The organism is Paenibacillus sp. PvR133, assembly GCF_017833155.1.
Taxonomy (GTDB): domain Bacteria; phylum Bacillota; class Bacilli; order Paenibacillales; family Paenibacillaceae; genus Paenibacillus; species Paenibacillus polymyxa_B.
The window spans coordinates 4,965,408-4,977,820 of sequence record NZ_JAFIBS010000001.1; the positions used below are offsets into that span (position 1 = coordinate 4,965,408).

Sequence of the window (12,413 nt, forward strand, 5' to 3'; positions counted from 1 at the left end):
AGAAAGCGAACTAGAGGTTCTTTGATATACTCTTACATACTTCTTAATTTACAAATCCTTCCAAAGCTGAGGTTGGTTTACCGTCAGCCTGCCAAGCACCTTTGTTATAACCTTGATTGTAACCTGGAGTTGCAGCCGGCTCCCAATAAAATACCCCTGTACCTTTGCCGCCTCCGATGTTCCGAACCTTTGTTTTGATTGCAGAAATAAATGCCTTGGAAGCTGCAGGTTCGTTATATTCCATCCCGATTTCACTGATGACAATACCTTTACCGTATTTGGCAATGAGGTTATTGGCATTGGTAATCGTCTGATCCACCTTGCCCTGCCAGTCAGAAGGAGACGGATACAAAGACAGCCCGATGAGATCAAACTGAGCTCCATTATCAATCAGCCCGCCGATATTCCAGTTCAACACGGAACCGTTATCCCCGTTGGCTAAATGTACTATCGTTTTAGTACTGCTGCTTACCGATTTTACAGCATTATTACCTGTATTGACGAGCCAGGCATAGTTTTTCATGTTCACCGAAGCTTTGCCGTCTTCCCAGAGCATTCCATTGTTCGTCTCATTACCGATCTGCACCCAGTCCGGTGTTACCCCCTTGCTTTTCATCGTGTTCATAACATAAACCGTATGAGACCAGACTGCATCCATGAGTTGTGTAAATGTAAAATTACGCCACGCATAAGGTTTGTTCTGTTGCCCTGGATCTGCCCAGGAATCACTATAATGTAGAGTCAGCATAACGCTCATACCCAATTTTTTAGCTCGCTGCGCCAGTTCTGCTGCCTTTTCGGCATTCATGTATCCGCTTGCATAATCTTTCATGTCAGGATTTACCCACACACGGATACGTACCGAGTTGATCTGATAGTCATCTCGCAAAATTTGCAGTATATCTCGACGAACACCCTTTTTATCCTTCCAAGTCATACCTTGCGCTTCCATTCCTGCTACCCAGCTTATATCTGCTCCTTTGGCGAAAGCAGGGGCGGCCGAAGCCGCACCCAACCCTACAGAGCCGAACGGATACAATAAGCTGGATAGCAAGATCAACATCGCAAATACCATCGTGCGGTTACCTGTTTTCATAAGTCATCTCCCATCCGAATTGTATACTTCTCATTGCCTCTGACCAACTACCAGTTCCCTCACTCGGGAAAACGACAGAGATCACACTTTAATATCATGTTCTATTTATTGCGCTCTGTCTTTAAAACCTTAACAGCGTAGGCATCCAATTGAACGCTGCCGTCTTCTATCTCATGATTTTCAAGCATATCCACATAAGTTCGTCCATCCAACGTAATCTTTTGCGGCTCATGCGTGAAATTCAGTATAAAAATATAATCATGAACCCCATCGGTACGAATCGCTGTATTCACTCCATGAGGCAACTTCACATTGAGCGCTTTACTGATTCCTGCATCATCAATTAAACTTCTGTAAAAATGACTGTGGAACAGTCCGGTGTTGCGTGATGCGATGTAATAAGCCTTTCCCTCTCCCAAACGGTTCACCGTCAAAGCCGGGCGTCCTGCATAAAAGTCTGAGCCGTATACAGCCAGTACCTCAGCACCCTCCGTATGAATGAGATCACACAATTCTACAGCTTCATACTCCCCTTGCAGATCCAGCTCATTGCCTTCAACCGGCAAAATGTGATTACGGTCATGATCATGCAATCCGTCAATCTCTTCCGACCAGATCCCCAGCGTCTTACGAAGCGGGCCCGGAAAGCCTCCAAGGAAGCACAAATCATGTTCATCTACAATACCAGACCAATAGGTTGCTACGAAAACGCCACCGTTTTCAACAAACTTCTGTATACGTTCCCCCACACCGCTGCGGACCATATACAACATCGGAGCTACCAAAAGTTTGTATTTGGAGAAATCTGCATCCATATGAATGACATCTACGGGCACTCCCTGCTCCCAAAGTGCCAAATAATGCGCTTCAGCTGTCTCCTCATATTTCACACCCTTGTTCCGCGGTCCCTGTGAATCGTTGATTCCCCAACGGTTCTCCCAGTCAAAAATGACTGCGGCCTCCGCCGGTACCGATGTACCGATAACCTCCTCCAGTTTTTCCAGCGCATTACCGACCTCTGTCACATCTCCAAATACACGAGTGTGCTCATGTCCGACATGATCGACAACCGCACCATGCAGCTTTTCACTCGAACCGCGGCTTTTCCGCCACTGAAAATATTGAACGGTGTCTGACCCGTGTGCCACAGCCTGTAAAGACGATAGAAGATGCATTCCTGGTCGCTTCAGCTTGCTTACGTCTTGCCAGTTCGTCAAACTCGGCGTACTCTCCATGAGCATCCAAGGCTTGCCTCCCTTGATTGAACGAATAATATCGTGCATCATGGCCACTTTAGCAGCCTGACGGCTATCATCTCCCTCACGGTCATGCCATGTTGGGTAACTATCCCAGGATATAACATCGAGCAGATCAGCAAACTTCCAGTAATTCAACCCTTCAAAAAACTCCATTAAATTGGTTGTGACCGGAATTGCTGGATTTGCAGCCTTGAGCGGCACAATCTCATGTTTGATAAAATCTGCGGTCTGATCGGTCACAAACCGTCTCCAGTCCAAATTCAGGGCATGGACCTGTGTTTCACCGTGAGGTGCCGGGGACTCAACTTGGCTCCAATCCGTAATCGTATGACTCCAAAAGGTCGTCCACCATGCGTGATTAAGCTTGTCCAGCGTACCGTATTTATCCTCGACCCAAGCACGAAATGCCTCCTGACAATAATCACAGTGGCAATCTCCACCAAATTCATTGGAAATATGCCAGCCAATCACAGCAGGATGGTTAGCATAACGCTCGGCCAGCTTCGTATTCATGATACGTACTTTTTCCCGGTAAACAGGCGATGTAGAACAGTGATTATGGCGAAACCCGTGCAGGTTACGGACACGGTTAGCCTCCACACGCAGCACCTCAGGATATTTTTGTGACATCCAGGCTGGTCTTGCTCCACTAGGAGTGGCCAAAAAAGCATAGATTCCGTTCTCAGCAAACGAATCCAGAATACGATCCAGCCACTCAAACGTAAATACACCTTCCTCAGGCTCCAATGAAACCCATGAGAAAATACCGACAGACATCACGTTGCATTTGGCTAGTTTCATTAGACGGATATCCTCCGCTAACACGTCAGGGTAATGCTGCCATTGCTCCGGGTTATAGTCCGCGCCATGCAGCATACGTGGAACTCGCTCACTAATGGGAGGGTACTTGATTATGTTTTGATTCGTCACTACAAATCATCTCCTTCTATGAATTCTGTTACTCTTTGACGGAACCTAGCGTCATACCTTTAACAAAATACTTTTGTAAAAATGGATATACAATGAGAATAGGCGCTGCACCAATGAAAATTTGCGCAGCATTAACCGTCGTTTGAGAAAGTAATTCCATCTCTTTGGGACTCATGCTCATGGAACTCATGTCCTTCTGAATAATTACAGTTTGCAGGAACGTCGCCAGCGGATAGTCCTTTGCATTGCTCAAATAGAGCAGACCGTCAAACCAGGAGTTCCAATGAAATACCATACTAAACAGCGCAATCGTGGCAATGGAAGGCAGGGATATCGGTAAAAAGATACTAAACAATGTCCGAAAATGTCCTGCTCCGTCGATCAATGCGGCCTCTTCCATCTCTTTAGGAATTCCTCTAAAAAAGTTCAACATAAGGATGACCAGAAATGTGTTGACCGCTCCTGGCAAAACAAGTACCCAGAAGCTGTCCATAAGATGGATCTTTTGAATAACCATATAGAATGGAACCAGACCACCGTTAAAAATCATGCTGAATACGAACAACCATGAATATACGTTTCTGCTACGGAACACAGATGTTTCCTTTGAAAGTGGATAAGCAGCTAAAAAGGTAATAAGCAATGTTAAGCCGGTTCCCAATACAGTCCGACAGACAGAAATCCAGATAGAGTGCAGAAAAATTGGGTTATTCATCGTCTTCTTATAGGCTTCTAATGAAAATTGCACCGGCCACAGCCCAACCAGATTGGCATCTGCTGCTGATTTAGCACTAAATGATACCGCCAACACATGAATCAGCGGAACGATACACATGATGGACAAAATCACAAGCAAGCAAATGTTAAACACATTGAAGATGCGATATGGCGTTGTTTTATGATACATGACTCTCCCTCTTTCAGCCTCGTGGAATCAAAATATGCGGTAACCTGCCCATTTGTAAGCAAGTCGATAAGATATCAGAATGAGAATCATACTGATAACGGATTTGAACAAGCCGATTGCGGTGGCAAAGCCCATTTCCCCATTGATTAACGCTGTCCGGTAGACGAATGTATCAATAATATCGCCTTTTTGGTAAACCAGCGGATTATAAAGGTTGAAAATCTGGTCAAAACCGGCATTCAGTACATTGCCAAGTGCAAGCGTTCCAACAACGACTACCATCGGAATTAACGAAGGTACAGTGATGTGCAGCGTCTGTCTCCAGCGGCTCGCTCCATCCATTTCAGAAGCCTCATACAACGAAGGATTAATACCCGCCAGTGCAGCAAGAAATACGATGGTGTTGTATCCGAACTCCTTCCATATATCCGATACAATGACAGTAAACCGAAACCAGTTATTTTCTCCCAGAAAAAAGATAGGCTGGATCCCGAAACTACCGAGAATACGATTCATAAATCCATCTGTAGCCAACAGGTCAATCAGAATTCCGCCCAAGATGACCCACGAAAGAAAGTGTGGCAGATAAACCAGTGTCTGAATGGATCGCTGAAGGCCGACCTTGCGAATTTCATTCAGCAGTATAGCAAAAACAAACGGAACCACCAGATTGAAAAACATCTTTAACACAGCAATAATTAGTGTATTCCAGACGACTTGAAGACTGTCCTCCCGTTGAAACAAAAAGCGGAAGTTATCCAGTCCAACCCACTCGGAACCAGTTATGCCTAGCCAAGGTTTGTAATTTTGAAAGGCCATCACGATGCCGCCCATCGGAATGTAGCTGAATACAATTAAGAAAATGATGGCTGGCAGCAGCATGATATGAAATGGCCACGTACGTTGCAGACTTCTCATTGCAGTTCCTCCTGTAACTCTCATGGTATACTTCAATTATAAAAGCGTTTTCGCTGTCCCAACAGTTCAAAAAACCAACATACATGGCACAAAAGCAATCATTTTTTAAGTTCGCCAAACGAATGAAAATTTTTTTCACACACGTCATAATAGCGCATTTATTTCTACTCAATCCTGATAAAGCTGTAGTAAAAAGGCTGTCCACCTTGGGACAGCCCTCCTAACTATTACAACATCATGATTTTACTTTTCGACGCTTTTATACCATTCGTTTACTTCATTTGTAATTTGTTCGCCACCAGCTGTTTTCCACGTCTGTACAAAGGTATCAAAAGCAGAGATCGGCTGCTTGCCATAAATAATTTCATTGAAGGTCTGACTTTCAATCTTATCCAGATAGTCCTTTTTAGCCTTCATGGTTGGCGTAGTAGGGCCCGTGAACTGATCTTTCATGGAGATATCCTTCTGTTCCATAAGCACTTTGGCAGCTGCAGGAGTATCTTTCCCGTAATTCACCATTACATCTTTCTCCAGACGGGTCTTTGGTTCTGCGCCGTTAGCCAAACTTAACAAAGCCTTCATTTGGGCATCAGGTATACGCGCGCCATCACGAACCAGCAAATAACGAAAAGAGTTTACATAACCGCCTGGTATTTTATCGATAGACATTAGCTTTCCGCCCGCATCCAAATCATAATCGTAGCCCTTAAACAGCCCATTCGACAAATCACCGTCCGGTTTAGCATTAGCATAATGGTCAAACAAGTAATTTTGATAAGTGAAAAAAGCTTCAGGATGCTGCATTTGTTTGTTGATTAGTACAACACCATTGGTATATTGCGTTCCGTGGCGCATGGCTTTGTTGTCAGGACCCGTTGGAATCTTGATCGGCTTCCACACGGCACCCGGCGCATTTTTGACTGTATCCTGAAGCGGCCAGCCGCTCATCCAATATGGTCCAGGAATCATACCGGCTGTTCCTGCGACTGTAGGTTCTGACGTTTTATTTTCATCCCACAATGCTGCTTCCTGAGGAATATATCCCTTTTTGAGCCACTCGCTCAGCTTTTGCAAACCCGGCTTCATGCCAGGCTGCACGGAGCCATATTCCAAACTGCCATCTGTGCCTTTGTTCCACTGCTGAGGTAGAGTGCCATATGCCCCGAAAATCCAGGATGGGTCACCCATCCAAGTGTTCATGGATGTTTTGAAACCGATGCTGAGCGGAATCACTTTGTTCGGAGCCAGTCCGTCCGGATTTTTATTTTTAAAGGCGTCCATCACTTTTTCCAAGTCATCCATCGTCTCTGGAGCCTTCATACCCAGCTTATCCAACCAATCTTGTCGTACCCACAATACATAATCATGGTTATAGGCAAAATCAAGCACAGGAATACCCATTTTTTTGCCATCTCGGCTATACTGATTCCATACGTTTGTATCCTGATTCATCGCCTGCTTCCAGGAATCCGAAGCGTACTTGTCAAACAACGGACCAGCCTCTGCAAACATACCGGAATCAATCATGTCCTGTGCCAGTTGCTCATTCTCCGTCCCCAATACAACCACGTCTGGCATCTCCTGACCGGAGGACATAGCCAATCGCAGCTTCGTAGCAAATGCACCATTCGTATCTGTGACGGACCAGAGTGATTTGATATTAATACCGAATTTCTCTTTAGCCCATTTTGTCGCAATGTTATTTTCGATAGATTCACCATTTTTAAATTTTAAGGCGGGATCTACACCCCATACCGTGGAAATTGTGACTTCTGGATTGTATTTTTCTTTGTATACGTTTTCAGTTTTAGCTGTGCTGTCCGCATTCCCATCATTTCCCGATCCTGAGCAGCCCACAAGGCCAACTCCTAATACCATAGTTGCGGCGAGCAACGACAACAACTTTTTTTTCGAATGAACTCGCATATTGTTCCCCCTCTAAAAATCATTTTCTACTCTTTTATTATAAGAGGGCTTTTCTTCGCAGCCTATGTCACAAAATAAATATTTCTGCACCTTTCCCAACTGATCTTTGTTGGTTTCGTCCTTACTGGTCCCATCTTTACTGGTCCCGAAATTCATGCGGAGTCATTCCGTAATGCTTTTTGAACATCTTACTGAAATATTGGGGATTCTGATAGCCCAGTTCCGTCGTAATTTCGTATATTTTTTTGTTGGAATATTTAAGCAAATAAAGAGCCCGCTCCATTCTCATTCGGATAATATAGTCACCCAAACCTTCTCCGGTTTCAGCTTTATAAATTTTAGACAGATAGACTGGATGAAGATAAACCTGATCGGCAATCGTCTTAACAGACAGCTCCTGACCTTTATCCTGGGAGATGAGCTCTTGAACCTGCTTGACCACATAGCTTTTAGCGCTTTGCTCGCTTGCGGACCATTCAGATTTAAGTTTGTTCATCATGGAAAGTATCCACTCTTTGAGGTGAGGGAACGAATGAACCATTTTCTGCGCATGTAACGGATCGAAGCCTACTTGATCCATCTGTGTAATGAAACGTCCTTGTTTGTGCGCTGTATACATAAAGGCGCTCGTCACCGAAATAAACAGCTCATATAAATGCTCGCGTGTGTATCCCACCTCTTCCATTTTTCCAAATACACGGCTCACTTTCGCTTCGGCCTCTTCCCATTGCCTGGACTCTAGCAGATGAGTAAGCGTAGGGTGCATATAAAGCCCCTCCAGTGACTTAACTGAGCTGTGTGGCTGTTCTGTCTGTTCTTCTATGAATAGCAGTGTATCCGTCTCCTCCTGATGGTTCCAGTATAAGGATCTAATTGCTGTCTGATATAGCTTAGGCAGTTCCTCTGGAAACTTAAACCATCCGGTTAATGCAACGTAAATTTCCCCTTTCAAGTAATTGCTCACATTTTTTCGAAAGGTCTCAATCGCCGCACTCAAAAAACGATTCTGCTCATCCGCACTCCGTTCAGGAAATGAATTCCAATTCCCTTCTATTAATACAATTAAACAATCATGCGGCGCTTTGCAATGCCAAACGTGAAAATCAGGTGCGAACACTTCTTCGGCAATATTTCCAATCGCATACTCAATTAAGGAGACTGAATGATAGTCCATATCAGAAAAATGCTTCCCTAGCTGAATAAGCAGCATACTGGCAGGATGTCCCGTGCGTAGCTTGATTTCGTACTCAGACATTTTGCTCTCTATTTTTGGTACTGGCAAATCACGCCCGAGTAGCAAATCATGCATCAAATGGGTCCGCAGTACACCAAAATCGTTTCTGCGGCTATATTGTAATTGATGAACCTTGTCAAATGCTTCCCATTCTTCCTTTAGCGAATCCATGGCAGCTGACACACATTTGATAAACTCTTCATCATCCACCGGCTTTAAAATGTAATCAAAAGCCTTAAGCTGGAGCGCTTTTTTAGCATATTCAAAATCGGCATAGCCTGTCAGTAACAAACTTCGGATATGTGGCCATCGTTCGTTTACCTCAACAATCAACTCCAGTCCCGTCATGCCAGGCATACGAATATCCGTAACCAGAATATCAATATCGTACGCTTCCAGCACATCCACCGCTGCTAATGCGGAAGCCGCTTGATGAACCCTCTCGATGCCTAGCGTCTCCCACGGAATGGTAGCTGCCAGACTTTCTGTTACATAACTCTCATCATCTACTAGTAATATCTGAACCATCTGGACCCTCCGTTTTAACTATATTCGAATTTGGCGAAGGCTCGATTAAACCATTCGCATGCTCTCCTTCTGTTGAGATCGACCATTTTAAAACTGCACGCAATCCTCCCAATGGAGACAAAGAGAATTCCAGCCCTGCATCCTCCCCAAAATGTAATCGCATGCGTTGATGCACATTCCACAAACCGTATCCATGATCCTCTTCCACAGGCTTGTCAAGCGTTGATGTCAGGGCAATTATAGCCTCTCTACTCAAACCGAGTCCGTTATCATCCACAATCAGGTACATATACGAGCCAACACGCTCGGTTAAAATATGAATTATACCATCCTCCGCTTGAGGCTCTATCCCGTGCAGCACCGCATTTTCCACCAGTGGCTGCACTACAAGCGGCGGAATCAGTAGATTGCTGGCTTGTGAAGAAACATGAATTAAGAACGTTAGCCTTGGCATACGCATCTGCTGTATGTTCAAATAATATTGAACAAACTCGACTTCCTCTGACAATGGAACCAAATCCCGCTCCTGTCTTGTCGTATATCGATAATACCTCGATAAATTATGAGCCATGGCTACAACCGCCTCATGATTGCGCAGCTTTGCCATACTTGTAATAAACGAAAAACAATTATAAAAAAAATGTGGATTGATTTGTGACTGGAGCTGCTTTAGTCGCGCTTCCTTAACATGCAGCTGCTCAACATACACCTTCTCAAACAGCTCCTGAATCTGTTCGACCATCAGATTAAATTGACTAGACAGGAAAGCAAACTCGTGACTCCCCCTTAGACTTAGTCGAACAGCATAGTCTCCATCCTTTAGTCTCCGAAATGCCCGCACAAGCTGAAGAATCGGCACCTGTACCTGTGAATGAAGCAAGTAAGCGCCAATCAATCCTACCAGCAGCGAGCCAACAACAGTTATATAAAACAGTCGATTCGATGAGTAAATCGGAGACATCATATCGGACAAAGGCATGTAATCAATCAAATACCAACCAGTCGTTTGCGAAAGAACGGCATGAACCAGATAGCTTTCTTCTCCAATTTTCACAGTCAGATTATCAACTTCATGGAGTCCCATTTTTTCCAATTTAGAAATCAGCTTTCCAGACAGCTCTTCATTTGCAGTACGATTAAAGATCACTCCTACGCCTTTTTTATAATAAAAAGGCTCCTTTCGACCATCACCTTTGAAGCGGTCAAGCATGTCCTGAATATTACTGCTGTCAAATTCAACCTTAATAATCGTGTTAGCAGTTTCTGGATTACCAAGTGAAGAAAACGGGGATAATGTATACAATGAAAATATAAATTGGTCTTTCCCGTATGATCTTTTTTTGGATACCTGCCAGCCGTCTTTTATCAGCTGATTTAGTTTTTTCTGGTCATATAAACCTGCTCCATTCTCCGATACAACCCGTCCAAGCGAAGGAGAATAGATACTTAGCCCGGTTCTCCAATTAGAAGAGCTTTCCTGAAGCCCAAGCTTGGTTTGAATCCGTTTGACAAGGTTAATTCCATCCAGATTGAGAACCTTGTCCTTCAAAAAAATCGCTTGAAAACTGGCTACATCGGGATCATGAATCAGCAGATGCGGCCAGGAGGAAATCATTTCAATATTCGTATTCACCTGGTTTTGAAAAAAAGTCAGCTGATTATAATTAGATTGATTCAGTTCCTTACGTAACACGTCTGTCGTTGTCTGGTTCGAATACACATACAGGATTAGCACAGGAATAAGCAATACGATAACGATAGAGACGATTTTCGTATAAAAATTAAATTTTAACATGTTGTCTACACATCCTCTGCACAAAAAACAGGCATACTTAAATGGTATGCCAGAGCCCTGACCTTCGTTGCCGTCCGTACATACTATACATTACTAATGGTTGGCGGTGATAAAATGTTTGATACTAAGCAAATGGAATGGTTCAGTCAACTATCCGCTGAAGATTTGGCTATTTTAGGTGCCGGCTTCACTGCACTGGGTGATTTTTTCGCTTTTTTGGCATTGATTAAAGCCAAGCAGGAGCCTGCTAAGGATAATAATTTTGTGGCTCTGGTTAGGACCAAACAGGAGCCTACTAAGGGGAAAAAAAAGTAACGATACGATTTCATAAGATTATTATTTGACGACAAATTTTACGCGAGTTCCATCCTCAAACTCATCCAGTTGGTGACTGACCCATGATCCTGCCCCACGATTATCCTTAGGGGCTATGTATTTGATATTTGCACCTTTGCCACCTTCTGAGCACATAGCCATCGGCCATTCATCACGATCGTATCCTTTACGAGTGGGAACACCTGCAAGCGAATGCTTGCGATTTTGCTCGGCTCCTTCACGGTCAATTGTGCATACCGGTGATTTTCCCGCCTGAATGGCTTCCTTAATATGCTGTGCCGTTTCAGGGTAACGACCTGACGGGAATTGCAGCGTAACCTGAGCCGATGAAGGCGGGTTCTCTCCTGTCATTTTTGTAAGAAGATTGCCTCCTTCAAACCAATACGCACCCAAAGCTAGCAGCACTAAAGCTATAAAACTTAGCAACTTTTTCTTCAATTTCCCTCTTCCCTTCAAGCTATTCCAGTAGATGCCTTCAACTAAGGTAATCCCTGGATTTTATTTTTTGTAACCCCTTACTGACTATAAAAAAAGGTTGAATATTCGACGACAAATAGTATAGAGAGGAGGTTGTACGAATGAACGATGAGATCAAACTGGCCGTGAGCCAAATGCAAGCCGTTGTAATCCGATTACTGAATGGAAGTACCGTAATTGGCTGGCCTAAGCTCCTATCTGACCAAGAAACTCAGCAATTCAAGCTCTATGATGACGAACACGTATATACGATTTCCGTTAATGACGTGGATACAGTCGCAAGAGTTATTGTATAAGATACAGGAAGCGACTTAATGAGACATCCAGCGGACAAGCCCAAACAAGGCACACCACAGGAGAAGACTGATCAGAATCCCCCAAAATAAACCTTTAAAAAGCTTCATACCATACTGACAACCTTTCCTACTGGGCTTTTCCCCCATTATAACATGTCAGAAAGACAGCTGTCGCAGCTTGCTCTTATATCATCTTCGTGTCATATATATTAAATTTTAAAATCACGACACAAAGGAAAGAATGAAATAATTCCGAAAATTAGGCCTGATCACCAGTGAAAATGCAATCATAACATAATAAAAGTCACATTTTAATCAAAATTTAATGAAAGTTTTCCGAAAATGATGTATAATTATTGACATAACAAAACGCACGAGGTGATCATCATGGCATTATTAAACAGAGTTCATGAATTAAAATTGCAACTGCCTAACGAGCATCATAGCATTTCCCAATACGTGGAGCATGCATTGCATTCGATTGACAGTTTTGTGGAGCAACACCGTCAATTTATAGCCGCTCAGGCTCTATATGGTGAAAAAATCAATGGTACGGAAGAAAGACTGTTCCGAGACACAATTTCTGAGATTAAAGCCCAACTGGTAGCTACTTTGGAAAAGACAGTTGAAGACTTCGCACACAAAGGCGATAAGCACTGGAAAAATCATTATCAGGACGGCGTAGAATAAGCTGAAAATAACCCCCGGTCT

Annotated in this window: 11 protein-coding genes; 3 read left to right on the plus strand and 8 right to left on the minus strand. The window is 43.7% G+C overall.

What is annotated here, in order from left to right:
* Nucleotides 1–43: 43 nt before the first annotated feature.
* From JOE49_RS21810 to JOE49_RS21840, 7 genes are all read right to left on the minus strand, one after another.
* A complete protein-coding gene (locus JOE49_RS21810; RefSeq protein WP_068941472.1) occupies nt 44–1,096 on the minus strand; it encodes a glycoside hydrolase family 53 protein in 1,053 nt (350 codons plus the stop codon).
* 101 nt (nt 1,097–1,197) lie between these two features.
* Nucleotides 1,198–3,285 (minus strand): beta-galactosidase, encoded by a 2,088-nt coding sequence (locus JOE49_RS21815; protein ID WP_339200485.1) that lies wholly within the window; start codon nt 3,283–3,285, stop codon nt 1,198–1,200.
* A 28-nt stretch (nt 3,286–3,313) separates the two neighbouring features.
* Complete coding sequence (locus tag JOE49_RS21820; protein WP_023989359.1) at nt 3,314–4,192, minus strand: carbohydrate ABC transporter permease; 879 nt, start codon at nt 4,190–4,192, stop codon at nt 3,314–3,316.
* Nucleotides 4,193–4,219: 27 nt separating this feature from the next.
* Nucleotides 4,220–5,110, minus strand: a complete 891-nt coding sequence (locus tag JOE49_RS21825; protein ID WP_025718416.1) for an ABC transporter permease — start codon at nt 5,108–5,110, stop codon at nt 4,220–4,222.
* A 243-nt stretch (nt 5,111–5,353) separates the two neighbouring features.
* Nucleotides 5,354–7,036, minus strand: a complete 1,683-nt coding sequence (locus JOE49_RS21830; protein WP_209942792.1) for a type 2 periplasmic-binding domain-containing protein — start codon at nt 7,034–7,036, stop codon at nt 5,354–5,356.
* Nucleotides 7,037–7,172: 136 nt separating this feature from the next.
* Nucleotides 7,173–8,798 carry a response regulator transcription factor gene (locus tag JOE49_RS21835; protein WP_023989361.1) on the minus strand — a complete coding sequence of 542 codons (1,626 nt, stop codon included), beginning with the start codon at nt 8,796–8,798 and terminating at the stop codon, nt 7,173–7,175.
* Nucleotides 8,773–10,593, minus strand: coding sequence for a sensor histidine kinase (locus tag JOE49_RS21840; RefSeq protein ID WP_209942794.1), 1,821 nt, complete (start codon nt 10,591–10,593; stop codon nt 8,773–8,775). Before JOE49_RS21840 ends, JOE49_RS21835 begins: the two co-directional genes overlap by 26 nt.
* 114 nt (nt 10,594–10,707) lie before the next feature.
* Between JOE49_RS21840 and JOE49_RS21845 the strand changes: the two genes are divergently transcribed.
* Nucleotides 10,708–10,908, plus strand: coding sequence for a hypothetical protein (locus JOE49_RS21845; protein WP_209942796.1), 201 nt, complete (start codon nt 10,708–10,710; stop codon nt 10,906–10,908).
* A gap of 21 nt (nt 10,909–10,929) precedes the next feature.
* Here JOE49_RS21845 and JOE49_RS21850 read toward each other — a convergent pair whose 3' ends face one another.
* Nucleotides 10,930–11,367 (minus strand): NucA/NucB deoxyribonuclease domain-containing protein, encoded by a 438-nt coding sequence (locus tag JOE49_RS21850; protein WP_209942798.1) that lies wholly within the window; start codon nt 11,365–11,367, stop codon nt 10,930–10,932.
* Between the two features lie 140 nt (nt 11,368–11,507).
* Here JOE49_RS21850 and JOE49_RS21855 point away from each other — a divergent pair, with 140 nt between their 5' ends.
* Together JOE49_RS21855 and JOE49_RS21860 are read left to right on the plus strand one after the other, a co-directional pair.
* Entirely contained in the window at nt 11,508–11,702 is a 195-nt protein-coding gene (locus JOE49_RS21855; RefSeq protein ID WP_013310963.1) for a hypothetical protein, read from the plus strand.
* 387 nt (nt 11,703–12,089) lie between these two features.
* Complete coding sequence (locus JOE49_RS21860; protein WP_013310964.1) at nt 12,090–12,392, plus strand: hypothetical protein; 303 nt, start codon at nt 12,090–12,092, stop codon at nt 12,390–12,392.
* Nucleotides 12,393–12,413 lie beyond the last annotated feature (21 nt).

Excerpts from the sequence above, each read along its gene's own strand:
- JOE49_RS21820 (WP_023989359.1), bottom strand. The coding sequence starts at position 4,192 with ATGTATCATAAAACAACGCCATATCGCATCTTCAATGTGTTTAACATT.
- JOE49_RS21825 (WP_025718416.1), bottom strand. The coding sequence starts at position 5,110 with ATGAGAAGTCTGCAACGTACGTGGCCATTTCATATCATGCTGCTGCCA.
- JOE49_RS21830 (WP_209942792.1), bottom strand. The coding sequence starts at position 7,036 with ATGCGAGTTCATTCGAAAAAAAAGTTGTTGTCGTTGCTCGCCGCAACT.
- JOE49_RS21855 (WP_013310963.1), top strand. The coding sequence starts at position 11,508 with ATGAACGATGAGATCAAACTGGCCGTGAGCCAAATGCAAGCCGTTGTA.
- JOE49_RS21835 (WP_023989361.1), bottom strand. The coding sequence starts at position 8,798 with ATGGTTCAGATATTACTAGTAGATGATGAGAGTTATGTAACAGAAAGT.
- JOE49_RS21840 (WP_209942794.1), bottom strand. The coding sequence starts at position 10,593 with ATGTTAAAATTTAATTTTTATACGAAAATCGTCTCTATCGTTATCGTA.
- JOE49_RS21845 (WP_209942796.1), top strand. The coding sequence starts at position 10,708 with ATGTTTGATACTAAGCAAATGGAATGGTTCAGTCAACTATCCGCTGAA.
- JOE49_RS21860 (WP_013310964.1), top strand. The coding sequence starts at position 12,090 with ATGGCATTATTAAACAGAGTTCATGAATTAAAATTGCAACTGCCTAAC.
- JOE49_RS21810 (WP_068941472.1), bottom strand. The coding sequence starts at position 1,096 with ATGAAAACAGGTAACCGCACGATGGTATTTGCGATGTTGATCTTGCTA.